Here is a 24,359-nt window from a genome sequence, read left to right as displayed (position 1 = left end):
GTCAGTTGTCGTGGTCGGTGGCCACCGTGGCGGCCAGCTCCTTCAGTGCGGAGGACTCCATGCCAGGCTGGGGCTGAAAGACCGCCTGGCGGTAGTAACGCAGCTCGGTGATGCTGTCCCGGATGTCACCCAGCGCGCGGTGGCCCCCGGTCTTGGCCGGGGCCGCGAAGTAGGCCCGCGGGAACCAGCGACGGGACAGCTCCTTGATCGAGGAGACGTCGATGATGCGGTAGTGCAGGTGCGACTCCAGCTCGGGCATGTCACGGGTGAGGAACGCACGATCCGTGCTCACCGTGTTGCCGCCGAGCGGTGCCTTGCGGGACTCGGGCACCCAGTGGCGCACGTAGTCCAGCACCTGTGCCTGGGCGTCGGCGATCGTGGTGCCCTCGGCCAACTTGTCCAGCAGCCCACTGTCGGTGTGCATCTGGCGGACGAAGTCGCCCATGATCTGCAGCGCGGCATCCGGCGGGCGGATAACCAGATCCACCCCCTCGCCGAGCACGTTGAGCTCGAAGTCGGTCACCAGGGTGGCGACCTCGATGAGCGCGTCGTTGACGATGTCCAGGCCGGTCATCTCGCAGTCGATCCACACGATCCGGTCGGCTTGGGCCTTGCTCAGTGGTTCGGTCACGACACCCACCCTACTCAGCGGGGCAGGTAGCGTGACGCCCATGTCGCAGTCAGGTCCGAGTCGGGCGCACGGCCCGTATGCCGGGTTCCAGGGTGAGCCCGCCAATGTCACCCCGAGACGGACCCTGCGACGGTCCGTCCTGACGGGGATCGTGATCACCCTGTTTGCGCTGTGTGGGCTGTTCCTGTCCGTCCTGGTCACCGACAGCACCGGGGTCACAGCGGCGATGCTCGGGCTCCTCACGGCCTCAACGGTGCTCGGCATCGTGGTGCCCGTGCTGCTGTGGGTCGACCGGCTCGAGGCTGAGCCCGCGCGCATCATGTGGTTCGCGTTCTTGTGGGGTGCGCTCGTCAGCACGGCCGGGACGCTGATCCTCAACGAGTTTGGGATGGCCTTCTTTGCCGGCCTGCATCTCGACCCGGTGTTCACCAGCGCCGTCCTTGTCGCGCCGATCGCGGAGGAGGCGCTGAAGTGTCTCGGGGTGCTGATGATCTTCCTGTTCGCGCGGCGTGAGTTCAACGGGATCGTCGACGGCCTCGTCTATGCCGGCATGGTCGCGGTGGGCTTCGCCTTCATCGAGAACATCATCTATCTGGGCGGTGCCTTCAACGAGATGGGGACGCCGGGGCTGGTCGGACTGTTCGTGCTGCGCTGCCTGATGAGTCCGTTCGCCCACCCCATGTTCACCGCGTGCTTCGGCCTCGCGCTGGGGTTGATCGCCTATCGCCGGCACTGGCGGTTCGCCTTCGTGCCCGTGCTGGGCTATCTCGCGGCGGTGTTCCTGCACTTCCTGTGGAACTTTGCCGCGTTGAGCAGCACCGACGGTTTCCTGCTCGTCTACGTCGTGGTGCAGGTGCCACTGTTCATCGGCTTCATCGTGCTGCTGGTCTTCTCCCGCCGGCAGGAGCGGGCGATGCTGCGCGAGCACCTGACCGGCTATGGCCTCAACGGCTGGTTCACGCCAGCCGAGGTCGCGATGCTGGTCTCCCCGCGTGAGCGTCGCAGGGCGCGAGCCTGGGCCCAGGGCGTCGGAGGCAGCCGAGCCGAGGCGGCGATGGAGGCCTTCCAGGACGAGTCCAGCGAGCTCGCGATCGCCCGGCACCACCTGGAGCGGGGTGACAACGACCCGGTCTGGCGGCACCGGGAGCGGGCCCTCCTGCACACCGTGCAGGCCCGCCGAGCCGTCTTCGCGCCCCCGCTGCAGACGCCACAGCCACTGGTCTCCCAGCACATCCACCCGGTGCCGCACAAGCGTTAGCGCCGGGACCTCGCGCCCCCCGACGCTCGCAAGAGCAGGGCGTCCTGTCTCACTGCTCGGAATCAAGCCCCACGTAAGTGGGGCTTTCTTGTGCAGAAACGTTCCCATGCCTTGACCTCTGGCTCAATGATGTCCTACTCTCAGGACACGCAGTCTCGTCTAGTGAGACAGTCAGGCAAAGGAGCTCACCATGGTCGATCGCGATAGCGCCGACATCCAGGTGATTGCTCGCTGTGCGCAGATCCTGCGTCAGCTTGAGCCCGGCAGCCGACTGCGCGTCGCCCCCCTGGCCAAGGAGCTCGGGGTCGGCCGGTCGACGCTGCACCGCTACCTCAACTCGATGGTGAACGCGGACCTGATCGAGCGCGTGGGCGAGGGCGAATACGCGCCGGGGCCCCTGCTGGCCCAGCTCGGGACGATGGCGCTGAACTCCCTGCACGTGGTGGAGGCCGCTGGCGTTGCCATGCAGGACCTCTGCCGTGAGGTCAGCCAGACAGTCGTGCTGAGCGTGTGGGGCGGTCTCGCGCCCGTCGTCACCCGTGTTGAGGTGCCGGATCAACTCATCCAGGTCCAGGTGCGCATCGGCTCGGCCCTGCCCCTGAACGCCGCCCAGACCCGCGTGTTCCTCGCGTTCCAGCAGGACCCCCGCACCGTGGAGCGGCTGCTGTCGCTGGTGCCCGAACGGCGCGAGGAGATCGAGGCAGACATGGCACGCGCGCAGTCAGACGGCTTCGTCGTCTATTCCGGCTCGGTCGTCGGACTCAGCACCATTGCCGTGCCGGTCTTCAACGCCCGTGGCATCGCCGCGACCCTGGCGATCATCGGCACCGATGCCTCCGTCCTTGGGGCCGAGCAGGAGACGCTCGCCGGCCGTCTGGGTGCGGTGGCCCACGAACTCAGCCAGCAGCTCGGCTTCGACGGTGCCTATCCGGGTGCCGCCCCCGACGCCACGGCCTGACCAACACAACCCTCTCAGCAAGGAGAAACGCATGGCTTCTGCGATTGAAAAGGTCCTCTCCGGCATGGTGGACATGCACGTCCACTCCGGCCCCAGCCCGTTCCCGCGGGAGTTCAATCACGCCGAGGCGGCCCGCGACGCGCACGAGCGCCTGCAGATGAAGGCCATCGTGGTCAAGTCCCACCACCACAACACCGTGATGGACCTGCTGGCCCTCGAGGGCGAGCTCCGCAACATCCCGACCCAGGCCTTCGGCGGCATTGCCCTCAACGGCATGGTCGGTGGTCTGAACCCGTGGGCCGTCCAGATGTGCCTGCAGATGGGCGGCAAGGTCGTGTGGTTCCCGACCTTCTCCTCCGGCCGGCACATCGACTGCCACCCAGAGCATGCAGGCTTCCCGACCCCGACGGTGAACCTCACGGTCGAGAAGACCGTCGTGAGCGTTGACGGCGAGCTGGTGCCCGAGGTCAGTCCGGTCCTGGACCAGATCGCCGAGGCCGGTGCCGTTCTCAACGGGGGACACATGTATCCCGAGGACATCGAGATGGTGTTCACGGCTGCCAAGGAGAAGGGCATCGATCGGATGGTCGTCAGCCACCCGGACTTCGTGATCGGAGCGGAGCCGGAGCAGTGTCGCAAGTACATCGACCTGGGTGCCTTCATCGAGCACGAGATGCACATGTATGACCCCGCGGCAAGCATGCAGTGGCCCATTGAGAACCTCTACAACTGGATCTCCCAGCTCGGCCCGGAGCACACCGTGCTCTCCTCCGACTTTGGCCAGCGCGGCATGCCCAAGCCAGTCGACGCCTTCCTGCGTGTGTGCGGGGCGCTGCTGGACCTGGGTCTGCCCGAGCGCGACCTGCAGCAGATGGTCCGCGACAACCCTTCCCACCTGCTCAACATCTGACCAAGGAGTTCTCGTGTCCTACGGCAACGACCCCCGGGCCAACCTCGCCTCCAGCCCGCAGGCAGCCCCGACGACCGGTGCGCGGCGGCCGACGTTCTATCAGTTCGACCTGCACGCGCCGGCCGAGCAGACCGAGGCCGGCAGCCCCACCTGGTTCTTCCGCGGCCAGAACTTCGTGCTCAGCCAGACCCGCCTCCAGGCCGGCGACAGCCTGCAGGTCACGGGGGCGGAGCACGAGTATGTCGTGCTGCTCACCGAGTCCACGGCCCACGTGAGCGTCCTGGCGGGCGAGGAGACCGAGGAGGTCAGCGAGCACGCCGTGATCGTCGTGCCCCCTGGTGACAGTCGCGTCGAGGCGCACGCCACGACCGTCGTGTCCCGCCTCTTCGACGTCCGCTCGCCCCTGGTGGAGCGCGCGGCCAATGCCGAGGCGTATGCCGAGGCTGACCCGATCGTGGCGCCTCTCGTTCCGTGGCCGGACCCGGTCGGTGGGGCCAGGTTGCGCGTGTATCTGCCCGAACGCGTGGAGGCAGAGCCGGGCCGCTTCGGCCGGATCTATCGGACGTCCTCGTTCATGATCAACTTCCTGGACGAGCAGCAGGGGCCGCGTGACCCGGAGAAGTTGTCGCCCCACCACCACGACGACTTCGAGCAGTGCTCGTTCGTCCTGGAGGGTTCCTACGTCCACCACATCCGCAACTCCTGGACGCCACGGCGCAGCGAGTGGTGGGAGGACCAGCACCAGCACATCGGTGCCCCCTCGGCCACGATCATCCCGCCGCCCACGGTGCACACCAGCGAGGCCGTCGGCCTGGGACTGAACCGGATGGTCGACATCTTCTGCCCGCCGCGTGAGGACTTCTCGGCCATGGACGGCTGGGTGCTCAACGCCGAGGACTACCCACAGCCCCAGCCTGCAGAGTCCGAGCAGTCCGCATGAGTGCCCGCACCCTCGAGCAGCTCATCGCAGGCGACGGGACGCCCGTCGGCACCTGGGTGAAGCTCTCGGCCCCCGAGGGCGTCGAGCTGATGGCACTGGCGGGCTTTGACTTCCTCGTGCTCGACCTGGAGCACTCGCCGATGTCCCTGGAGACGGCGGCCCAGCTGATCGCCGTGGCCCGCGGCCACGACATCGTGCCGTTCGTGCGCACCCCGGACCACACGCAGAGCTGGATCCAGCGCTGCCTGGACGCCGGCGCTGCCGGCGTGCTGGTCCCGCACGTCGACACGGCCGACGAGGCTGCCGCCGTCGTGGCGGCGGCCCGTCACGAGCCGGCCGGACGCCGCGGCGTCGGGCCGACCAGTCGCGCAGGTGACTGGGGCCTGGTCCCGATGGGGGACTACCTGCAACGGTCCACCGAGCAGGGCGTCATCGTCCAGCTGGAGAGCCCGACCGCGCTCGAGAACGTCGCAGCCATCGCGGCCAGCGGTGTCAGCGCTCTGTTCGTGGGACCGGCAGATCTGTCCGTCGCGATGGGCGTGCCGGTCACCGACCCTGCCGTGCGCGAGGCCATGGGCCAGGCGCTCGCGGCTGCCCATGATGCCGGGCTTGCGTGTGGCACAGCAGTCGGCGACCCGGCCCAGGCACGCGCGTTGGCGCAGGAAGGCTTCGACTTCGTCATGGTGAGCAACGACGCCACCATCCTCGGGCTGGGGGCCCGGAATCTCATCAGCACCTTCCACTCAACGGTCTGAACCTCAGACCCACCCCTCTAGGAGAACCCCCATGAAAAGCTCTCGCACTCTGACAGCCGTCGCCGGTTTGGCGTCGGTCACCATGCTCCTGGCCGCCTGCGGCACGGGCTCTGGCGGTTCCGGCGACGGCGGCGCGGCCTCTGGCGACGGAGACGCCCAGACTCTGACCTATGCGTCCTACGGCGGCACGTTCGAGGCCGGCCAGGTCAAGGCATGGCAGGAGCCTTACTCCGCCGAGAACCCCGGCATCACCTTCGCCAACACGTCCCCGTCGGACACGGCCATGATCAAGGCACAGGTCGAGTCCGGCAACGTGCAGTGGGACCTGGCCGACGTCAACCCCTTCTTCGCGGCGGACTACTGCGATGAGCTGGTGGAGCCGCTCGACCTGCCCAATGTGGACACCTCCCAGTTCGACGAGGCCCTCGTCGGCGAGTGCTACTTCGGCTCCTACCAGTTCGCGCTGATCATTAGCTACAACACCGACAAGTGGCCGGACCCGGCCTCTGCGCCCTCGACGGTCGCCGACTTCTTTGACACCGAAAAGTTCCCGGGCCAGCGTGGTGTGGTCAACGACGTCACCAACGGCATGCTGGAGTATGCGCTGATGGCCGATGGCGTGACGCCGGAGGAGCTCTATCCGCTTGATGTCGACCGTGCGCTGGCCAAGTGGGACACCGTCCGCGACCAGACGACCTTCGCCGCCAACAACGGCGCCATGCTGCAGCTGGCCACCGGCAACCAGGTCGACATGATGATGCTGGTGTCGGCCCGCACCAAGGCTTCCCTGGACGAGGGGGCACCGTTCGCGCCCATCTGGGATCAGACCATGGTCACCTTCCACACCCTGGTCGTGCCCAAGGGCGCCCCCAACAAGGAGGCTGCGATGGACTTCATCGAGTTCACGCTGGAGCCGGAGCAGTCGGCCGGCTTCGCCGAGGCAGCGGGTGTCTCCCCGACCAACAAGGAGGCGGTCATCGAGTTGGACGAAACCGCCACGGAGGTCAACGCCTTCGATGAAGAGGTCAACACCGGCGGAGTGATCACCACGGACGCCGAGTGGTGGGGCGAGAATGTCACTGACGTGGCGGACCGCTTCAACACCTGGCTCAACGGCTGACCCATGGCTGTTGCGGCAGTGACGCAGGGCCGACAGAGGCGGCGTGCCCGGTGGAGCGGCCCGGGGCTCCTGGTCCCGGCGCTGGTCCTCATGGGCTTCGCCGTCCTGGCGCCCCTGGCGATGAGCTTTTGGCGCAGTCTGACCGACCCCAGCTTCGGGCTGAGCCACTACACAGACCTGTTCACCGACGGCATCACCCTGACCATCGTGGGGCGGACGCTGATGACCTCATTGATCGTCACGCTCGGGACGGTCATCCTGGGCTATCCGTTTGCCTATCTGATGACTCGCGTCGGCACGACCATGCGGATCCTGATGCTCACTGCCGTCCTCGTGCCGTTCTGGACCTCGATGACCGCCCGCAACTTCGCGTGGCTGATCCTGGTCCAGCGCGGTGGGCCGGTCGACAAGATGTTCTCCGCGGTGGGCATCGATGGTGTGGTCCTGCACGGCACCGTCGCGGGTGTCGCAGTCGCGATGATCCAGGTGATGTTGCCCTTCATGGTCCTGCCGCTCTACAGCCACATGGCCGGCATCGATCGCAAGCTCCTGCTCGCGGCCCAGGCGCTCGGCTCGACCCCGATTCGAGCCTTCCGCAAGGTCTTCCTGCCCTTGTCGGTCGGTGGCGTGGTCTCCGGCTCGATCCTGGTCTTTGCGCTGAGCTTCGGCTTCTATGTCACCCCGGCGATCCTCGGGTCACCGCAGCAGTCTCTGGTGGCCCAGCTGCTTGGCCAGCGGACCCTGCAGCTGCTCGACTTCGCCGCGGCCGGTGCGCTGGGCATCGTGGTGCTGCTGTTCACACTCGCTCTGGTGACGGTGGCCAACCGCCTGGGCGGCAGCGTCTCAGCACTGGGCGGCGCCAGCGTCGCGAAGGGGAAGTGAGGACCATGGCGACACGCACGCAGAGCCCGGCCCCTCGGCATACCGAGGAAGGGGGCCGACCCCCTCGCAAACAGAAGCCGGTCGACGCAATCCCGCTGTGGCTGAAGATCGTCGGCGTCCTCGTGGCGATCTATCTGATCCTGCCGACCCTGGTCGTGATCCCGATGAGCTTCTCGGCCGGTGCCACCTTCCAGTTCCCGCCCGACGAGTGGTCGTTGCGCTGGTATGAGAGCTTCTTCACCGACGACCGGTGGCTCAAGGCCCTGAGCAACTCGCTCAAGGTCGCCTTCTCGGTCATGGTCGTCGCGACCCTGATCGGCACCGCAGCCGCTGTCGGGCTGTCCAGGACGCGGGCACGCTGGGCCGAGGCCGTCCGGTCCTTCCTGATGCTGCCGCTGGTGGCTCCGGGCATCGTCATCGCCGTCGTGGTCTACATCGCCTACCTCAACTGGCAGATGGTCGGCTCCTTCTGGGGCTATGTCCTCATCCACACGGCCATGGCGTTGCCCTACGTCCTGGTCGCGGTGACCGCGAGCCTCAGCGGGTTCGACACCAACCTGCTGCGGGCCGCAAGCTCGCTCGGAGCGAGTCCGCTGCGCGCCTTCTGGCGCGTGCAGCTGCCGCTGATCCTGCCGGGAGTCCTCTCCGGGGCGGTCTTCGCGTTCGTCACCTCACTGGACGAGGTGGTGGTGGCGCTGTTCATCCGCTCACCACTGTTCGAGACCCTGCCCGTCCGCATGTTCAACTCCGTGACGATCGAGATCGACCCGACCGTCGCCGCGGCCTCGTCCATCCTGGTGGTCCTGGCCACCCTCCTGATCCTCACGCCGCAACTTCTTCGCCTGGCACGGCGCAAGAAGTAGACCGAAAGGCAACCACCATGAGCACTGCCACGCAGAGCCCCGAGACGTCGTCCATCAGGACCGAGGGCACCCACATCTCGCTGAGCGGGGTGACCAAGGACTATGGCCTGGAGCGTCCAGCCGTCGCCGACGTCGACCTGGAGATCGGGGGTGGAGAGTTTGTGTCCTTCCTCGGCCCGTCCGGGTCGGGCAAGACGACGACCCTGAACATGATCGCCGGCCTGGAGACCGTCACGCGCGGCACCGTCAGCCTCGATGGTGTCGACGTCAGCCACCTGCCGGCCTACAAGCGCAACCTGGGCATGCTCTTCCAGAACTATGCGCTCTTTCCCCACATGACGGTGGCGCAGAACGTGGCTTATCCGTTGCGAGAGCGCAAGGTTGGCCGGGCGCAGATCAAGGAGCGCGTCGCCGCGGTCCTCGAGCTGGTCCAGCTCACCGGTCGGGAGGCGGCACTGCCCAAGCAGCTCTCCGGTGGTCAGCAGCAGCGGGTCGCCCTGGCTCGCTCGATCGTCTTCAACCCGCGGGCACTGCTGCTCGACGAGCCGCTGGGCGCCCTCGACAAGAACCTGCGGGCGGCACTCCAGCTCGAGTTGCGGCGCATCCACCGGGAGGTGGGCTCGACCTTCGTGTTCGTGACCCACGACCAGGAGGAGGCCATGACCCTCTCCGACCGCATCGTGCTGTTCCGGGAGGGTGGCGTGGAGCAGGTGGGGACGCCCGAGGAGCTCTACGAGCGGCCCAACACCTTGTTCGCGGCCCGCTTCCTGGGCGACTCCAACACCTTCCGGGTGACACCGGGAGCTGACCACGTGTCCTACGGGGAGCTGGCCTGGCCGGCGGTGCCCGAGACGGTCGCCCCGGGGGTGGCTGAGGCGAAGTCGGCTTATGTCGTGGTCCGCCCTGAGCACATGCAGGTGGCGCACGATGAGCCCGTGCCAGCGGGCACACCCTCGATCAGTGTCAGGGTCCACGACGTGGAGTATGTCGGCTCCTTCCAGCGGGTCGTGGCCCGCACCACTGACCGGGACGAGCTCATCACCGCCAAGCTGTCCCCGGGCAGCGCCACCCCAGACGTGGGCGACGAGATCAAGCTGTGGTGGCGGCCGCAGTCGCAGCGCATCGTCATCCCGTGAGCGCACCTGCGTCGCTGGCCACCTCGATCGCCGGGGTCCCCGTTAGCAACCCTGTCTGGGTGGGCAGTTCCGAGCTCACCATGAGCCGTGGTGGGCTGGTGCAGTGCCTGCGGTCCGGTGCCGGTGCGGTGGTCGCCAAGTCGATCAACGAGAATCCGGCAGCCAGCAGGCAACTCGACATCGCCGACTATGTCCTGCTTGACGAGGACTGGTCGCCCGTCGCGCCGGAGCTGGCGGGTCCTTCGGCCGCGCTCCTGAACCGCTCGGGCCTCGTGCAGCAGTCCCTCGAGGACTGGTTGGGCATCCTGGAGGACGCCCGCGCGGTTGGGGAGGCGCACAACTCCCTGCTCATCGGCAGCATCACGATCGGTGAGATCGGGGCCGCCCGTGAGATTGTCCGTGCGCTGAGCTCTGTGACGTCTCACGTGGAGGTCAATGTGGGCGCACCGCACGCACGGGAGGCCGCCTCTGGGGCAGTCACCGCGCTGTCGTCCGCGGAGCTGGTGACCGAGCTGGTCAGGTCCACCCGAGACGTGTGCGAGGGGCTGCTGCTGTTGAAGCTGCCGGATGCAGGTGTGCTCACGCCGGCACTCGTGGAGGCGGGTCGCAACGCTGGGGCAGACGTTGTCGTGCTCAACGGACGCCAGCACGGATTCCTGCCGGACATCCGCACCTTCGAGCCGGTGCTGGGCTCCTGGGGTGCCTACAGTTCGCCCCGGACGCTGCCGATGTCGCTCTATGCGGTCAGCAAGGCCTTCCGGGCGACCGGGGGAGTGCTGCCCCTCGTTGGCACCAACGGCGCCCGGGACGCTGGTGACGTCCTCCGCTTCCTCCTCAGCGGCGCCCAGGCCGTGGAGATGGTGACGGCCGTGTGGACCCAGGGGCCGGCATACGTCGGTCGGGTGGTGCAGGAACTCGCGCAACTGATCGAGCAGAGTCCGGCCGACTCCCTGGAGGAAGTGGTCGGCGCCAGCGTGCAGCTGGCCCAGGAGTATGCCGAGATCGCGCCCGTGCAGAGTCCCTCCCGTCCCTGGGAGCGCTGGGTGGGGAGCCGGTGAGGTCCATCCAGAGGCGTCGGGCCTCAGCGGGCATCTGCGCCATCCGCGAGCCGGGCGGCTAGGCGAAGGCCAGCGACCCGTCGGCCTGTAGCTCCACCCGGGAGGTGAAACTGAGCCGGACAACCCGCTCCGTCTGCTCCGCGCTCGGGCCCTCCGCGACCGTGAACACCGCCTCACCAGCCCTCGCTGTCTCGACCCACCAGCCGTCGTTGTGATCGACCGGCTCCATCTGCAGGTCGGGCCACGAGGCGATCTCCCAGGTGCCGTCTGGAGGCTCTCCGCCGCCGAGGAAGATGTCATCGGTGGAGATGGGGCAGTCGGCCTCTGCCGGCTGGTCACCGGTCGTGCACTCCTCGACGAGCTCGCGGAAGAGCCGCTCGATCTCCGCCTCGCCCTCTCCTGTGAGCTCGTAGGTCAGATCCACGTCCTCGGCCGAGGACATTGAACTGAAGTCGGGTGGCAGGGTCACGGTCTGCGGTTGGGAGGTCACGAAGCTGCTGAGGTCTGGCAGCGCGAGGGTGTGGGTGCCGGGGGAGAGGTAGATGGTGCCGATGCCCAGACCGCCCAGCGTCATGCCATACAGGTTGGACAGGCCGACGCGCTCGTCGTTGACGGTGATGGCACCGCTGGCGGTGGGCACGTGGAACTTGACGCTCGGATAGTCCACTGGGTCGAGGTGGCCGTCGTTGACAGTGAGCTCGACAGGGTGCTCTCCGGACGCCGACACAATGGTCGCCTCCACCCGCGTCCATCCCTCGAGGCGCTCGATCTCGTCGATGGTCCAGTCGGTGATGGCGGGGCCGGCGCTTCCCGGGATGGTCACGGTGCGGATGGTGTCGTCTTCTGGCTTCCAGAGCGGTTGTGGGCCGAGGTCGGCGGCCCGCTCCAGGTCACCGTCGGCTTGCGCTTGCAGGAAGTCCTCGGCCACCCGTCGCGGCTTCTCCCGCTGCCACCACCAGGTGCCCGCGATCGCCACCAGCGTCAGCGCAAGGACGGCGCACACCCACACCGAGGGTCGGCGCCACATCGGCGGTGGCCACTCGCGTCCCCGGCCGTGCTCCCTGGCGCTCTGAACTGTCATGTCGTCGGTTGTCCCCACATAACCGTCCCCTTCTCGGCGATGGAGGCATCCTAGCGAGCCGCTGAGACAGGCACTCTCACCGACCGCTCGGCAGGCTGCTCAGCGCTGCGCGTCGGCGTGGGCCAGCAGGGACTGACTCTCCGCCCTGAACCGCCCGGCGTGCGGGCCGAACCACTCACCGATCTCGCGGAAGCGGGCGATGAACGCCTCCCGGTCACCGGCCCGCAGGATCTCCAGGGCCTCGGCGAACCGGTCGTGATAGCGCTCGATCAGGGCCAGGTTGTCCGGCGAGGACATGATGATGTCGGCATAGAGCTCGGGGTTCTGCCCGAACAACCGGCCGATCATGATCAGCTCCAGGCGGTAGATCGGCGAGGACAGCGCAAGCAGCTCGTCCAGTGACCGATCCTCACGGATGAGATGCAGTCCGTCGGCGAAGGTCGCGAAGTGCCGTTGCGCCTGGATCAGGCCCATGGCGTGGTCGTGGTCCGCGGCCGAGACCTGGTGCAGGCGGGCGCCCCACAGCCGGATCTGCTCCAACAGCCAGGTGCTGGCCTCGGGGTCGCGGCCAGGGACGTAGGCAACCACCTGCTTGGCCAGGTTGTCCACGTCGGGTCCGAACATCGGGTGCAGGCCCAGGACCGGGCCAGGGTGGGCCGCCAGCATGGCGGCCATCGGTCCGGCCTTGGTCGAGGTGAGGTCGACCAGCAGGCAGTCATCGGGAAGCGTGGGCAGCCGCTCGATCACTGAGACCGTGTCCTGGATCGGGACACTGACCAGCACCATCCCGGCGTCGGAGAGCAACTCGTCAGCACGGTCCCAGTCGTCGCGGTCGAGGCTGTGCACGTCATAGCCCGACAGACGCAACATCCGCCCGAACAACTGGCCCATCTGACCGGAACCGCCGACGATCACGATGTGCCGCAGGTCGGGGGCCTGTCTGGTGAAGCCGAGGTTCTTCTCGTGCGCATAGGCCTCGCGCATACAGCGCCGCAGGACGTCCTCGATGAGGTCGGGCGGCAGTCCGCGGCGCTCGGCCTCCGCGCGACGTGCTGCGATCATCGCGCGCTCGCGGTCGGGGGCATAGATCGGCAGCCCGTGCTGTCCCTTCAACTCACCGACCTCAGCCACCAGCTCCAGGCGCCGGGCCAGGAGATCCATGACCTGCTTGTCGACCGCGTCGATCTGATCGCGCAACTCGCCCAGGGGGGCCTCGGGGCCGACCGACGGCTCAGGGTGCTCCATGGGTGCTGAGCGTAGTCGCGCCTGCTGTGCCGCCGCTGCCCGCCTCCGGTCACGCACTTAGACTGGGACACCGGCTCGCCGCTGCGGGCCAGGCCCCCGTAGCTCAATGGATAGAGCAACGGCCTTCTAATCCGTAGGTTGCAGGTTCGAGTCCTGCCGGGGGCGCCACGGCCTGAGTCGACACCGTCGTCCGTCTGCCGCCCGCTCGCCGCCGCGAGGTCGCGTGCGAGACCTCTATGAAAATCCGGGAATGGCGTGCGAAACCTTTATCTTTTTGCGGGTGGGGGCGGGTCTGGTTTGTCCTAACAGGCAAGAGGCGGCAATCTTGGGTCGTGACTGACACGGACTCCGCAGGAGAGCTGCTGCCCGCGGTCGAGCGACTGCGCGCCGCCGCCGAGCGGATCCAGCTGACCCTCGACCTGCCAAGCGCAGCCGAGGCTCGCCAGACCCGGGGCGACCTGGTCCATCAGCTCGACGACTATGTCCTGCCCCGGCTGCGCTCGCTGGACGCGCCTTTGCTGTGCGTCGTCGGCGGGTCAACCGGCGCCGGCAAATCCACGCTCGTCAACTCGCTCGTGGGGGAGGAGGTCAGCCGCGCGGGAGTGCTGCGACCGACCACCCGAGCCTCGGTGCTGGTGCACCACCCCGACGACAAGAGCTGGTTCACCGGCGACCGCATTCTGCCCGGCCTGTCGCGGGTGACCGGTTCGGTGACCGACGAGGACGACCCCGGGTCGGTCCGACTCACCGCCTCGGCCATGCTGCCGTCGGGCCTGGGACTGCTCGACGCCCCAGACATCGACTCGGTGGTGACCTCCAACCGTGACCTGGCCCGCCAGCTGCTCGCTGCCGCCGACCTGTGGCTGTTCGTCACGACCGCTGCCCGTTATGCCGATGCGGTCCCGTGGACACTGCTGCGCGAGGCCGCCGAGCGCGGCACCAGCGTGGCCATCGTGCTGGACCGGGTCCCGCCGGAGGCGATGGAGGACATCCGCGTCCACCTCGCAGAGATGCTGCGCGAGCAGGGTCTGGCCAAGTCCCCGATCTTCGTCATCCCCGAGTCCGCTCTCGGCGAGGACGGCATGCTCTCCGAGCGCGACACCGAGCGCTTGCGCGGCTGGCTGCACACCCTCGCTGGCGACGCCCGGGCACGCTCGGTGGTGATCCGACGCACCTTGGAGGGGGCACTCGGCTCGCTGTCGGCGCGGTCAGCGCAGCTGACCGAGGCCGGTCAGTCTCAGCTCGCGGCCCGCGACGGTCTGCGCCAGGCCGCGCGCTCGGCATACGTCGATGCCGTGCAGGGTGTCGAGGACGGCATGGAGGACGGCACGCTGCTGCGCGGTGAGGTGCTGGCCCGCTGGCAGGAGTTGGTTGGCACGGGCGAGTTCCTGCGCCAGATCGAGGTCGGCATCAGTCACCTGCGCGACCGCCTCACCACCTTCTTCACCGGCAAGAAGGTCACCACCGACAACCTCGGCGAGGCGATCCAGACCGGTGCCGCGGCGCTGATCACCTCCCATGCCCAGGTGGCCGCCAGCACCGCGAGCCGCAGCTGGAAGAGCACCGACGGAGGCGCCGCGCTGGTGCTCGAGCACAGCGAGCTCGCCAAGGCCAGCGCCGGCATCGAGGAGCGCGTCGAGCGGACCATCCGCGACTGGCAGGGCGAGGTGCTGGAGATGGTGCGCGCCGAGGCAGGCGGGAAGCGCACCACCGCCCGCTATCTCGCCTTCGGTGTCAACGCGCTCGCGGTCATGCTGATGCTGATCGTCTTCACCTCCACCGCCGGCCTGACCGGTGTCGAGGTCGGCATCGCCGGCGGCTCGGCGGTCCTGGCCCAGCGGCTGCTCGAGGCGATCTTCGGAGACCAGGCGGTGCGCGAACTGGCGGCCCGGGCACGAAAAGCCTTGCTGGCCAAGGTTTCTGACCTGTATGACGCGGAGCTGGCTCGGTATGAGGCCGTCCTGGACGAGGTGCAACTGTCCGCGGAGGCGGTCACCGAGCTCTCGGCTGCGGCCGAGCAGGTGGAGGAGGCCCGATGAGTCGCGGTGGCACCCGGCAGCAGACCCTGCAGTGGCGCACGGAGCAGCTCAACGATGGGCTTCGGGCGGGCGGTCAGGAGTTGGAGCCCGACGCGGTGCAGGCCGGGACCGCTCTGGTGTCCAAGATCGAGGAGCGGTGGGCCCTCAAGGGCGGCCGCACCGTCGTCGCCCTGGCCGGTGCGACCGGCTCGGGCAAGTCGACGCTGTTCAATGCCCTCGTCGGTGACGAGGTCTCCGTGATCGGCGCGCGCCGTCCGACCACCTCAAAAGCCACGGCCGCGATCTGGGGCGGGGACGACAACCCCGCTGAGCTGCTCGACTGGCTGGGCATCGAGGCGCGCCACCATGTGCGCGACGCGGACAAGGCGCTGGACGGCCTGATCCTGGTGGACCTGCCGGACTTCGACTCCACGCAGGAGTCACACCGGGTTGAGGCAGACCGCATCCTGGAGCGCTCCGACGTCTTCGTCTGGGTCACCGACCCGCAGAAGTATGCCGATGCTCGCCTGCACAATGACTACCTCGCCCCGCTGCAGGATCACGAGGCAGTCATGCTCGTCGTGCTCAACCAGGTGGACCGGATCCAGCAGGACGGTGGCGTCGAGCGGATCAAGGCCGACCTGGCGCGACTCATTGCCGCGGATGGCGCGGGTGACTTCGAGGTGATCGGCACCTCAGCGCGGCTGCGCCACGGGCTCGATGAGCTCACGTCGGCGATCGGTGCGGTCGTGGCCCACCGCAACGCCGCCGAGCAGCGCCTCATCGGGGACGTCAAGGGCACCGCGCGCAACTTGCTGCGTGGTGTCGCCGACGCGGATCCCACCCTGAGCAAGGACGCCGACCAGAAACTGGTCACCTCCTTGAAGCAGGCCGCCGGTGTGCCGGTCGTCCTCGACGCGGTGCAGCGTGACTATCTGCGTCAGGCGGGCCAACACGTCGGGTGGCTGTTCACCCGCTGGGTCAGTGCCCTGCGACCCGACCCGCTGCGCCGGCTGCGGCTCGGCGGGACCGCCGAGCGACCCGCGATCACCGATGCCGACGTCAGGACCGCCCTGGGGCGCTCCTCCCTGCCTCCGCCCAGCCCGGCCGCGCGCTCGGCCGTCGACCTGGCCACCCGCCAGGTGGGTGAGGCCGCAGGCGCTGGCCTGCCCCCGAGGTGGGGCGATGCCGTGGCCGCGGCCGCGACACCGCAGGACGAGGCGCTGGCTGACGCGCTCGACCAAGCGGTCATGAGCACCCCGCTGCGGGCGCGCAACCCGCTCTGGTGGGAGGGCGCCAACCTGCTGCAGTGGCTGCTGGCACTGACCGCGATCGCCGGGCTGGTCTGGCTGGTGGTCCTCGGAGCGCTCGGGTTCCTGCAGATGCCGCAGGAGGTGCCGACGTGGGGACCGTTGCCGATCCCCGTGCTGATGCTGGCCGGGGGAGTGCTGCTCGGGCTGCTGTTGGCCATGATCTCCCGAGCGGCCGCTCGGGTTGGGTCCCGGCGCCGCCGACGTGCCATCGAGGAGCGGCTGGCCACCTCGGTCGCTGAAGTCTCCCGCAAGCACGTCAGTGAGCCGGTCAGCGCCGTGCTGGCCCGCCACACGCAGACACGTCAGCAACTGCAGGCCGCCGCGCGCTGACCGCCCTGTCCACAGGCCGAACCACCGGCCTGCGTCATCCACAACCTTGCACTGACCTCTGCCGGGCCGGTGACCCCACCACCACAGTGGGGTCGAGCCCACAATCCGTGGGGCAACCGGAAGGGGAATCAGATGAGCGACGCAACCGTCACCGTGGTGGGCAGGCTGACCGCCAAGCCGACCTATGGTCACACCAAGAACAACGACGTGTTCGCCAACTTCGATGTCGCGGTCAACCACGGTTACTACGACCGTGAGCGCAAGATGTACATCGAGACCGGCGCAAGCTTCTTCAGCGTCTCCACGTTCCGCAACCTGGCGATCAACGCCATCGAGTCGCTGGAGCGAGGCACACCGGTCATCGTCCAGGGCCGGCTGCGGCTGGTGAAGTGGGAGAGCAACGACAAGCAGGGGATGACCGCCCGCATCGAGGCCAACTCGGTCGGCCCGGACCTGAACTGGGGACAGGCCGACTACACCAACATTAAGCGTCCGCGACTGGAGGGCGACGACCCGATGGACGACCCCAACGTGCTGGGAGCCACGCCCGGCGACCCCCAGGGGTTTGACAGCGAGCCGCCCGAGGACCTCGACGAGGACGTCGATGAGGCCGCCGAGCGCATCCCGGCGGTCCTCAGCGCCTGAGGCTGCCGCCGGTGTGGCCCCGGGTCGTCCCGTTCCCCGGTGGGTCGGCCCGGTCAGGTGCCTCAGACGAGTCCGGCACTCGGCAACAACCGATTCGGGCCGGGCCACCGGGGAGGGCTAGCCTGAGCACCATGGCCGAATTTATTTACACGATGACGCGTGCCCGCAAGGCGGTCGGCGAGAAGCTGATCCTGGACGACGTCACGATGTCCTTCTACCCGGGCGCCAAGATCGGCGTCGTCGGCCCCAACGGTGCCGGCAAGTCCACGATCCTGAAGATCATGGCCGGGATGGACCAGCCCTCCAACGGCGAGGCACGACTCTCGCCGGGATACTCCGTCGGCATCCTGCTGCAGGAGCCGCCCCTGAACGAGGAGAAGACCGTCCTGGGCAACGTCCAGGAGGGTGTCGGTGAGATCAAGGCCAAGGTCGACCGGTTCAACGAGATCGGCGAGCTCATGGGGGAGCCGGACGCCGACTTCGACGCACTGATGGCCGAGATGGGTCAGCTGCAGGAAGAGATCGACCATGCCGACGCCTGGGACCTGGACGCCCAGCTCGAGCAGGCCATGGACGCGCTCCGCTGCCCGCCCGGCGATGCCGACGTGACCGTGCTCTCCGGGGGTGAGCGCCGCCGGGTCGCGCTGTGCAAGCTGCTGCTGAGCAAGCCCGACTTGCTGTTGCTCGATGAGCCCACCAACCACCTGGACGCCGAGTCCGTGCAGTGGCTGGAGCAGCACCTCAAGGAATACGCTGGCGCGGTCCTGGCCGTCACTCACGACCGCTACTTCCTCGACAACGTCGCCCAGTGGATCGCCGAGGTCGACCGCGGACGCCTGCTCGCCTACGAGGGCAACTACTCCACCTACCTGGAGAAGAAGCGCGAGCGCCTGGAGGTCCAGGGCAAGAAGGACCAGAAGCTGGCCAAGCGCCTGGAGAAGGAGTTGGAGTGGGTCCGCTCCAACGCCAAGGCCAAGCAGACCAAGAACAAGGCCCGCCTCAGCCGCTATGAGGAGATGGCGGCCGAGGCCGAGAAGACCCGCAAGCTGGACTTCGAGGAGATCCAGATCCCGCCGGGCCCGCGCCTGGGCGCCCAGGTCATCGAGGTCAGCGACCTCAAGAAGGGCTTCGGCGACCGGGTCCTCATCGACGACCTGTCCTTCACGCTCCCGCGCAACGGCATCGTCGGCGTCATCGGCCCCAACGGTGTCGGCAAGACCACGCTGTTCAAGACCATCGTTGGTCTCGAGGAGCCGGACGACGGGACCGTCACGATCGGTGAGTCGGTCAAGATCTCTTATGTCGACCAGTCCCGCGGCGGCATCGACGCAGACAAGTCGCTGTGGGAGGTCGTCTCCGGCGGCAACGACTACATCCAGGTCGGCAACGTCGAGATCCCCTCGCGCGCCTATGTCAGCCAGTTCGGTTTCAAGGGCCCGGACCAGCAGAAGAAGGCCGGCATCCTCTCTGGTGGCGAGCGCAACCGGCTGAACCTGGCCCTGACGCTCAAGGAGGGCGGCAACCTGCTGCTCCTGGATGAGCCCACCAACGATCTGGACGTCGAGACGCTCGGCTCACTGGAGAACGCGCTGCTCAACTTCCCGGGCTGCGCCGTCGTCATCAGTCACGACCGGTGGTTCCTGGACCGCGTGGCCACGCACCTGCTGGCCTATGAGGGCACCGAGGACAACCCGTCGGCGTGGCACTGGTTCGAGGGCAACTACGGCGCCTATGAGGAGAACAAGGTCGAGCGGCTCGGTGCCGACGCGGCCCGTCCGCACCGCGTCACCTATCGCAAGCTCACGCGCGACTGAACGGGCGCGTCAGCGGGGATGACCGGATGAGGGCGACCGATGGCCGGCAGGCCGGGACGGACCGGGGGCCGAGCCTGCTTGAGGAGCTGATCCACCCGATTGGCGATCCGCACTATCCCTTCGGCATCGTCGCCCGACCGGCGATCCAGCTGCCGGTCCTGTGCCTGCTGCTTCTGGTTGGTCTGTCCTGTGGTGGCGCAGCCGTGGTCCTCGCGGTGTCGGGAGAGTCGGTCGGCGAGCGCCAGGACCCGGCCGCCGCCGTCGCCCTGGCCGTCGGCGGGGTTGCCGTGGCCCTGCTGGGCCTGGTCGTCGGGGCCGGGACCGAGATGTTCCGGCAGGCCCGCACCAACGGCTGGACCCGGCCAACCCCGCGGCAGGAGGTGCCGCCGCTCGACGCGGGGACCCTGCGTGGACTCGGCTATCTCGTGGCGGTTGGTGGCGTCGGCACCAGCATCATCGCCGGGGTGATCCTGGTTGCGGGCTGGGACCTGTCGCCGCTGGCGACCCTCGCGTGCGGGCTCGTCCTCGCCCTGCTCCTGGTGGCACTGGTTGCCTGGCGCCTGCTCCGCCGATGAGGCGGCGCCGAGGTGTGATGACGTCGCCGCTGCCGCACCGGGACGGGGTGCCCCCGGTCCGGATCAGTATGCCGACCGGCGCCTCGTGGAGCACGGTCGCCGAGTTCCTGTTGGACCGGACCAACGGAGCAGCAGAGGTGGAGCGGCGCCTCGCCGCAGGGGAGGTGCTCCTCGGTGACGGGACCGTGGTCACCGAGCACACGGCATACCGGTCGGGGCAGTGGGTCTATCTGCACCGGGACCTGCCCGACGAGACCGCGGTGCCAGGCGAGCTGACCGTCCTGCACGAGGACGAACGGGTGCTGGTGGTGGACAAGCCGCCCTTCCTGGCGACCATGCCACGCGGACGGCACGTGCGCGAGAGCGTGGTGACCAGGCTGCGGCGCCAACCGGGGTGGCAGCACGTGCAGCCTGCCCATCGTCTCGACCGTCTGACCTCCGGGGTGCTGCTGGTGACCAAGGATCCGGCGCTGCGCGGTGCCTATCAGCAACTGTTCGCGGATCGGCGGGTGGAGAAGACCTATCGCGCGCTCGTGCCTCTCGGGCCGGACACGACCCTGCCCGCCGTGGTGCGCTCGCGGATCGAGAAGGTGCACGGACACCTCCAGGCGCAGGAGGTGCCAGGTGAGGTCAACGCGATCACCGGCATCGAGGTCCTTGCGCGGGAGGCGGGGGTGGCTCTGGTCGGTCTGCGCCCGCAGACCGGGCGCACCCACCAGTTGCGAGTGCACCTGTCCCGGCTGGGTGCCCCGATCGTCAACGACCCGCTCTATCCCGAGATCCTGGACGTGGCGCCGGACGACTTCAGCCGTCCGCTGCACCTGCTGGCCGCCGAGCTGGCCTTCACTGACCCGCTCACCGGGGAGCACCGGCGGTTCGTCTCGCGACGGCAGCTGGCGCGCGCTGGTGTCTGCGGCGGGCCCGGCCTGCGCGGTCAGTAGTCCACGGGGTCCCGGGAGATCGGGCAGGTCATGCAGTGGCCACCACCGCGACCACGACCGAGCTCCGCCCCGCGGATGGGGATGACCTCGATGCCCTCGGCACGCAGCAACTCGTTGGTGTAGGTGTTGCGGTCGTAGGTGAAGACCACCCCGGGCTCGACGGCCACCGCGTTGTTGCCGCTGTCCCACTGTTGGCGCTCGCCGGCATACCAGCCGCCACCGGGTTCCACCGTCCGCAGCCTGGGCAGGCTGAGCGCGTCGGCGACCACCTCGATGAACGAGCCGGACTCCTCGGTCACGTCCATGCCCCCGTCGTCCGCGGGGCGCAGGGACACAGTGCGGATGCCGTCCACGATGTCGGGGTAGTAGGTCACCACGTCGCGGTCCGCGAAGGTGAACACGGTGTCCAGATGCATGGCGGCGCGCAGTTTGGGCATCCCGGCGACAACGACACGGGTCGCGGCCCCTGCCTCGAACAGTTTCGTGGCGACCTGGGTGATTCCTTGCCGCGAGGTCCGCTCGCTCATCCCGATGAGCACGGCACCATTGCCGATCGGCATCACGTCACCGCCCTCGATCGTGGACTGGCCCCAGTCCTGCTCCGGGTCGCCCCACCACACGGTGCTGGCGGTGTAGGCAGGGTGGAACTGATAAATGGCCTTCATCAGCAGGGTCTCGTCGTGCCGCGCCGGCCAGTAGAGCGGATTGAGGGTGAGGCCGCCATAGATCCAGCAGGTGGTGTCGCGGGTATAGATGGTGTTGGGCAGCGGCGGCATGAGGTATTCGGTCACCCCCTCTGAGCTCCGGGCGAGGGCCAGGTGGGGCGAGCGGAACTCCTCGGGCATCTCCCGGGTGGAGAGCCCGCCGATGAGGAACTCCGTCAGGGTCGTGGCATCCAGCGTGTCGAGGTAGGCACGGGTGTCATCGATCAGCCCGAGCCCGACATCATTGATGGTCAGTTTGCGATCCATGAGCCATTCGCGGGCCCTAGGCACGGCCAGCGTCTCGATCAGCAGCTCGTGCAGCTCGACCACGTCGACCCCACGCGAGCGCATGGTGTCGACGAACTCCTGATGGTCGCGCTGGGCGCTCTCCACCCAGAGGACGTCGTCGAAGAGCAGGTCGTCGTTGTTGCTCGGGGTGAGCCGCTCGTGACTGAGGCCGGGTCGACAGACCAGCACCTTGTTGAGCTTGCCGACCTCGGAGTGGACACCGTGGGTGGGGAGCGACATTGACGTTCCTTCCTGAGTTCTGTTGTTGTGGCAACGCTCAGTGTCGTGATGCCCATTTGTGTTGTCTCAGCGGACATCTCCGCTTCCTCCAGACGACCGGGCCCGAGTTCAACTCCCACACTTCCGCACGGAACAGATCAGCACAAGGGTGTGGCACAGCTGTTTCGGCCGGGATGTCGGTGCCGGCCACTAACGTGGACGACATGGTGCTGGAAAACATCAACGTGCAGGCCCGTGACCCACAACGGACGGGGGAGTTCTGGGCCTGTGCGCTCGGCCTGGTGGATGCGGGGATGTCCGAGCCGGACCTGTTCGAGGGACGGCTGGAGCTGGGGGACTTCTGGCTCGACCTCTGCATCGAGCGAGTGCCTGATCCGCCGCCCCCAAGCTGGCGGTTGCACCTCGACCTCCTCGGCGGCGACGCGGAGGAGCAGGCCGCGGTGGTGGAGCGACTGCTGGGCCTGGGGGCCACGCGCGCCGACATCGGCCAGGGCGACGTGCCGTGGGTGGTGCTCGCCGACCCGGACGGCAATGCCTTCTGCGTCATGGATCAGCGGCCTGCGTATCGCAACACCGGCCCCATCGCTGCCCTGCCGCTGGACAGCGCTGACCCCGAGCGAGACGGGGCTTTCTATGCCGCGCTGACCGGCTGGGTGCCCGCGCAGGGCATCGGTCCGGTGTCCTTGCGACACCCGAGCCTGCGCGGGCCGCTGCTGGAGCTCTGTCCAGAGCCGGAGCCCAAAATCCGGCAGAATCGCACGCACCTGGATGTTCGGCCTGAGCCCGGTGGTCCCGATCAGGCCGGTCTCGTCGAGCTGGCGCTGTCTCTCGGTGCGACGCGAGCCACGGAGGACTGGGCTCAGGGGCAGCCGTGGGTGGTCCTGCGCGACCCCTCCGGCAACGAGCTGTGCGTGCTGTCCGACCCGGGGACGCCCTGAGCCTTTAACGTGGTGCCATGAGCGCACTTCATGATCTCCGCCCGGCCTCGGATGCCCTCGGGCAGCTCGTGGCGAACCTCCCGGCAGAGCGGTTGACGGGCCCCACCCCGTCGGAGGGCTATCGCGTCGGTGACCTGCTCGAGCACATCGACGGACTCTCCGCCGGCCTCCAGTCCGCCGCCCACAAGACGCCCGTGGCGCCGGAGGACCTGCGCGACGGCGACGCCGCGCAGCTCCGGCCAGACTGGCGCCAGCGTGTCCCCACGCAGTTGACGGAGCTGGCCCTGGCGTGGGCCGAGCCGTCCGCGTGGGAGGGGGAGACGGTTCAGGGCGGCGTGCCGCTGCCCGCGCCGGTCGCCGGGATGTTCGTGCTCGACGAGCTGATCGTGCACGGCTGGGAGCTGGCCCGCGCCACCGGTCAACCCTTCACCCCGCGTGAGACGGACGTGCGTGCCCTGCTGGACTTCCTGTCCTCGCTCCCGCCGATGGAGGAGGCCGACGGGCTGTTCGGCCCGCCGGTCCCCGTGGCGAAGTCCGCCCCGGACCTGGACCGTCTCATCGGCCTGACGGGCCGCGACCCGGCGTGGGAGGCCGCGCCCGCTCAGGGGTGACCGTGGCCGGGGGGCCCAAAATCCCGCACACTGGAGTCATGAAACTCGGACTCCAGGTCTCTTACTGGTCGTGGCCGGATGCACCGGCCTCGATCGGCCCGACATTCACCCGCATCGCCCGTGACGCGGAGGCAGTCGGGCTGTCCAGCCTGTGGGTGATGGACCACTTCCTCCAGATCCCTGACATCGGGCCCCCGGAGTCGGAGATGCTCGAGGCCTACACCACCCTCGGGTTCGCCGCTGGCGTCACCTCGCGGATCGAGCTCGGCGCGATGGTGACCGGGGTGACCTATCGGCACCCCGGTCTGCTCGCCAAGACGGTGACCACCCTCGACGTCCTCTCCGGTGGGCGGGCCTGGCTCGGCATCGGGGCGGCCTGGTTCGAGGAGGAGCACCGCGCGCTCGGCGTGCCCTATCCACCGGTCGCCGAGCGGTTCGAGCGGCTCGAGGAAACCCTGCAGATCGTTGGGCAGATGTGGGACGGCAACGAGGAGCCGTATGCCGGGGCGCACCATCACCTGGAGCGACCCCTGAGCTCTCCGCAGCCCGTGCGACGACCGCCGGTGCTGATCGGCGGCGGTGGGGAGCGCAAGACGCTGCGGCTGGTGGCGCAGTATGCCGACGCCTGTAACCTGTTCGACTACTCCGGGCCGGGGGTGCTGAAGGGCAAGTTTGACGTGCTCGCGCGGCACTGCGCCGACCTCGGTCGCGACCCCAAGGACATCGAGCACTCGGTGCTGAGCCGAATCTCCCTGACCCGGGACGGGGGCGACACCATGCCCTCGGGAGAGACCTCCCTCAGCGTCGCCCAAGCCGTCGACAAACTCGGTGCCCTGGCCGAGGTCGGCACCGACACAGTGATGCTCGGCATGGCCAACGACACGGACCCGGCAGCCTATGCGCTCGTCGGTGAGCTGGTCGAGCAGGCCGCGGGCCTCTGAGGAGGAACATTCAGATGAAGGCAGTCGGCCCGAGCCCGGGCCTGGTCTTCCCGGGATTCCAGTTTGATCGTGAGGGACTGCGTCCGGTGTCCAGTGGTCACCGCCCCATTCAGGTGGGCTTGTGCGACTGGAGCCAGAAGCGCCTGCGGGTGACCCGCGGAGGC

23 protein-coding genes and 1 tRNA gene are annotated in these 24,359 nt (G+C 68.4%); 20 read left to right on the top strand and 4 right to left on the bottom strand.

All coding sequences use genetic code 11. The features are described 5' to 3' along the window. Position 1: 1 nt before the first annotated feature. Positions 2-673 carry an oligoribonuclease gene (gene orn, locus NF556_RS15565; RefSeq protein ID WP_425607045.1) on the bottom strand — a complete coding sequence of 224 codons (672 nt, stop codon included), beginning with the start codon at positions 671-673 and terminating at the stop codon, positions 2-4. On the opposite strand from orn, the gene NF556_RS15560 reads away from it, so the two are divergent. The 10 genes from NF556_RS15560 (at position 672) to NF556_RS15515 (ending at position 10,511) form a co-directional block, all read left to right on the top strand. After that, positions 672-1,889, top strand: coding sequence for a PrsW family intramembrane metalloprotease (locus NF556_RS15560; protein WP_252591944.1), 1,218 nt, complete (start codon positions 672-674; stop codon positions 1,887-1,889). The genes orn and NF556_RS15560 overlap by 2 nt on opposite strands. A 190-nt stretch (positions 1,890-2,079) precedes the next feature. Continuing rightward, positions 2,080-2,847, top strand: a complete 768-nt coding sequence (locus NF556_RS15555; RefSeq protein ID WP_252591943.1) for an IclR family transcriptional regulator — start codon at positions 2,080-2,082, stop codon at positions 2,845-2,847. A 31-nt stretch (positions 2,848-2,878) separates the two neighbouring features. Further along, on the top strand, positions 2,879-3,757 hold the full coding sequence (locus tag NF556_RS15550; RefSeq protein WP_252591941.1) for a DUF6282 family protein: 879 nt from the start codon (positions 2,879-2,881) through the stop codon (positions 3,755-3,757). Between the two features lie 13 nt (positions 3,758-3,770). After that, positions 3,771-4,697 carry a cupin domain-containing protein gene (locus NF556_RS15545; protein ID WP_252591939.1) on the top strand — a complete coding sequence of 309 codons (927 nt, stop codon included), beginning with the start codon at positions 3,771-3,773 and terminating at the stop codon, positions 4,695-4,697. Beyond that, positions 4,694-5,452, top strand: a complete 759-nt coding sequence (locus NF556_RS15540; protein WP_252591936.1) for an HpcH/HpaI aldolase family protein — start codon at positions 4,694-4,696, stop codon at positions 5,450-5,452. The genes NF556_RS15545 and NF556_RS15540 overlap by 4 nt, the downstream gene beginning before the upstream one ends. 31 nt (positions 5,453-5,483) lie before the next feature. Further along, positions 5,484-6,572: a polyamine ABC transporter substrate-binding protein gene (locus NF556_RS15535; RefSeq protein WP_252591934.1), complete on the top strand. Its 1,089-nt coding sequence runs from the start codon at positions 5,484-5,486 to the stop codon at positions 6,570-6,572. Positions 6,573-6,575: 3 nt separating this feature from the next. Further along, on the top strand, positions 6,576-7,454 hold the full coding sequence (locus tag NF556_RS15530; protein WP_252591932.1) for an ABC transporter permease: 879 nt from the start codon (positions 6,576-6,578) through the stop codon (positions 7,452-7,454). 5 nt (positions 7,455-7,459) lie between these two features. Then, positions 7,460-8,317, top strand: coding sequence for an ABC transporter permease (locus NF556_RS15525; protein WP_252591930.1), 858 nt, complete (start codon positions 7,460-7,462; stop codon positions 8,315-8,317). A 17-nt stretch (positions 8,318-8,334) separates the two neighbouring features. Further along, entirely contained in the window at positions 8,335-9,453 is a 1,119-nt protein-coding gene (locus NF556_RS15520) for an ABC transporter ATP-binding protein (RefSeq protein ID WP_252591928.1), read from the top strand. Next, positions 9,450-10,511, top strand: a complete 1,062-nt coding sequence (locus tag NF556_RS15515; protein ID WP_252591926.1) for a hypothetical protein — start codon at positions 9,450-9,452, stop codon at positions 10,509-10,511. The genes NF556_RS15520 and NF556_RS15515 overlap by 4 nt, the downstream gene beginning before the upstream one ends. A 58-nt stretch (positions 10,512-10,569) precedes the next feature. Here NF556_RS15515 and NF556_RS15510 read toward each other — a convergent pair whose 3' ends face one another. Both NF556_RS15510 and tyrA read right to left on the bottom strand, forming a co-directional pair. Beyond that, positions 10,570-11,592: a hypothetical protein gene (locus NF556_RS15510; RefSeq protein WP_252591924.1), complete on the bottom strand. Its 1,023-nt coding sequence runs from the start codon at positions 11,590-11,592 to the stop codon at positions 10,570-10,572. 99 nt (positions 11,593-11,691) lie between these two features. After that, a complete protein-coding gene (tyrA, locus tag NF556_RS15505; protein ID WP_252591922.1) occupies positions 11,692-12,837 on the bottom strand; it encodes a bifunctional chorismate mutase/prephenate dehydrogenase in 1,146 nt (381 codons plus the stop codon). 92 nt (positions 12,838-12,929) lie between these two features. On the opposite strand from tyrA, the gene NF556_RS15500 reads away from it, so the two are divergent. From NF556_RS15500 to NF556_RS15470, 7 genes are all read left to right on the top strand, one after another. After that, positions 12,930-13,005 (top strand) — tRNA-Arg (locus NF556_RS15500). 164 nt (positions 13,006-13,169) lie between these two features. After that, on the top strand, positions 13,170-14,876 hold the full coding sequence (locus NF556_RS15495) for a dynamin family protein (RefSeq protein WP_252591920.1): 1,707 nt from the start codon (positions 13,170-13,172) through the stop codon (positions 14,874-14,876). Next, entirely contained in the window at positions 14,873-16,498 is a 1,626-nt protein-coding gene (locus tag NF556_RS15490; protein WP_252591918.1) for a GTPase, read from the top strand. The genes NF556_RS15495 and NF556_RS15490 overlap by 4 nt, the downstream gene beginning before the upstream one ends. 132 nt (positions 16,499-16,630) lie before the next feature. After that, positions 16,631-17,143 (top strand): single-stranded DNA-binding protein, encoded by a 513-nt coding sequence (ssb, locus tag NF556_RS15485; RefSeq protein WP_252591916.1) that lies wholly within the window; start codon positions 16,631-16,633, stop codon positions 17,141-17,143. Between the two features lie 131 nt (positions 17,144-17,274). Further along, positions 17,275-18,957 (top strand): energy-dependent translational throttle protein EttA, encoded by a 1,683-nt coding sequence (gene ettA / locus NF556_RS15480; protein WP_252591914.1) that lies wholly within the window; start codon positions 17,275-17,277, stop codon positions 18,955-18,957. A 26-nt stretch (positions 18,958-18,983) separates the two neighbouring features. Next, positions 18,984-19,532, top strand: coding sequence for a hypothetical protein (locus tag NF556_RS15475; protein WP_252591912.1), 549 nt, complete (start codon positions 18,984-18,986; stop codon positions 19,530-19,532). Between the two features lie 17 nt (positions 19,533-19,549). Beyond that, complete coding sequence (locus NF556_RS15470) at positions 19,550-20,473, top strand: pseudouridine synthase (protein ID WP_252591910.1); 924 nt, start codon at positions 19,550-19,552, stop codon at positions 20,471-20,473. Here NF556_RS15470 and NF556_RS15465 read toward each other — a convergent pair. Continuing rightward, positions 20,467-21,705, bottom strand: a complete 1,239-nt coding sequence (locus tag NF556_RS15465) for an arginine deiminase (RefSeq protein ID WP_252591908.1) — start codon at positions 21,703-21,705, stop codon at positions 20,467-20,469. The genes NF556_RS15470 and NF556_RS15465 overlap by 7 nt on opposite strands. A 203-nt stretch (positions 21,706-21,908) precedes the next feature. Between NF556_RS15465 and NF556_RS15460 the strand changes: the two genes are divergently transcribed. Genes NF556_RS15460 through NF556_RS15450 form a run of 3 tightly spaced genes read left to right on the top strand, consistent with a single transcriptional unit; the run spans position 21,909 to position 24,195 of the window. Next, entirely contained in the window at positions 21,909-22,643 is a 735-nt protein-coding gene (locus tag NF556_RS15460) for a VOC family protein (RefSeq protein WP_252591906.1), read from the top strand. A gap of 17 nt (positions 22,644-22,660) precedes the next feature. Continuing rightward, positions 22,661-23,254: a TIGR03086 family metal-binding protein gene (locus tag NF556_RS15455; RefSeq protein WP_252591903.1), complete on the top strand. Its 594-nt coding sequence runs from the start codon at positions 22,661-22,663 to the stop codon at positions 23,252-23,254. Between the two features lie 38 nt (positions 23,255-23,292). Then, the gene (locus tag NF556_RS15450; RefSeq protein ID WP_252591901.1) at positions 23,293-24,195 is read left to right on the top strand and encodes an LLM class F420-dependent oxidoreductase; all 903 of its coding nucleotides are present in this window, start codon (positions 23,293-23,295) and stop codon (positions 24,193-24,195) included. Positions 24,196-24,359: the final 164 nt, after the last annotated feature.

Origin of the sequence: Ornithinimicrobium faecis (genome assembly GCF_023923225.1) — a bacterium.
In the GTDB taxonomy this organism is placed as follows: domain Bacteria; phylum Actinomycetota; class Actinomycetes; order Actinomycetales; family Dermatophilaceae; genus Ornithinicoccus; species Ornithinicoccus faecis.
Note: the sequence above shows the minus strand (reverse complement) of the source record. Positions and strands in the feature narration are given on the sequence as shown.

Excerpts from the sequence above, each read along its gene's own strand:
- NF556_RS15510 (WP_252591924.1), bottom strand. The coding sequence starts at position 11,592 with ATGACAGTTCAGAGCGCCAGGGAGCACGGCCGGGGACGCGAGTGGCCA.
- NF556_RS15530 (WP_252591932.1), top strand. The coding sequence starts at position 6,576 with ATGGCTGTTGCGGCAGTGACGCAGGGCCGACAGAGGCGGCGTGCCCGG.
- NF556_RS15540 (WP_252591936.1), top strand. The coding sequence starts at position 4,694 with ATGAGTGCCCGCACCCTCGAGCAGCTCATCGCAGGCGACGGGACGCCC.
- NF556_RS15525 (WP_252591930.1), top strand. The coding sequence starts at position 7,460 with ATGGCGACACGCACGCAGAGCCCGGCCCCTCGGCATACCGAGGAAGGG.
- NF556_RS15555 (WP_252591943.1), top strand. The coding sequence starts at position 2,080 with ATGGTCGATCGCGATAGCGCCGACATCCAGGTGATTGCTCGCTGTGCG.
- NF556_RS15490 (WP_252591918.1), top strand. The coding sequence starts at position 14,873 with ATGAGTCGCGGTGGCACCCGGCAGCAGACCCTGCAGTGGCGCACGGAG.
- NF556_RS15550 (WP_252591941.1), top strand. The coding sequence starts at position 2,879 with ATGGCTTCTGCGATTGAAAAGGTCCTCTCCGGCATGGTGGACATGCAC.
- NF556_RS15465 (WP_252591908.1), bottom strand. The coding sequence starts at position 21,705 with ATGTCGCTCCCCACCCACGGTGTCCACTCCGAGGTCGGCAAGCTCAAC.
- ssb (WP_252591916.1), top strand. The coding sequence starts at position 16,631 with ATGAGCGACGCAACCGTCACCGTGGTGGGCAGGCTGACCGCCAAGCCG.
- NF556_RS15460 (WP_252591906.1), top strand. The coding sequence starts at position 21,909 with ATGGTGCTGGAAAACATCAACGTGCAGGCCCGTGACCCACAACGGACG.
- NF556_RS15535 (WP_252591934.1), top strand. The coding sequence starts at position 5,484 with ATGAAAAGCTCTCGCACTCTGACAGCCGTCGCCGGTTTGGCGTCGGTC.
- NF556_RS15450 (WP_252591901.1), top strand. The coding sequence starts at position 23,293 with ATGAAACTCGGACTCCAGGTCTCTTACTGGTCGTGGCCGGATGCACCG.
- NF556_RS15455 (WP_252591903.1), top strand. The coding sequence starts at position 22,661 with ATGAGCGCACTTCATGATCTCCGCCCGGCCTCGGATGCCCTCGGGCAG.
- orn (WP_425607045.1), bottom strand. The coding sequence starts at position 673 with ATGGGCGTCACGCTACCTGCCCCGCTGAGTAGGGTGGGTGTCGTGACC.
- NF556_RS15475 (WP_252591912.1), top strand. The coding sequence starts at position 18,984 with ATGAGGGCGACCGATGGCCGGCAGGCCGGGACGGACCGGGGGCCGAGC.
- tyrA (WP_252591922.1), bottom strand. The coding sequence starts at position 12,837 with ATGGAGCACCCTGAGCCGTCGGTCGGCCCCGAGGCCCCCCTGGGCGAG.
- NF556_RS15470 (WP_252591910.1), top strand. The coding sequence starts at position 19,550 with ATGACGTCGCCGCTGCCGCACCGGGACGGGGTGCCCCCGGTCCGGATC.
- NF556_RS15520 (WP_252591928.1), top strand. The coding sequence starts at position 8,335 with ATGAGCACTGCCACGCAGAGCCCCGAGACGTCGTCCATCAGGACCGAG.
- NF556_RS15560 (WP_252591944.1), top strand. The coding sequence starts at position 672 with ATGTCGCAGTCAGGTCCGAGTCGGGCGCACGGCCCGTATGCCGGGTTC.
- ettA (WP_252591914.1), top strand. The coding sequence starts at position 17,275 with ATGGCCGAATTTATTTACACGATGACGCGTGCCCGCAAGGCGGTCGGC.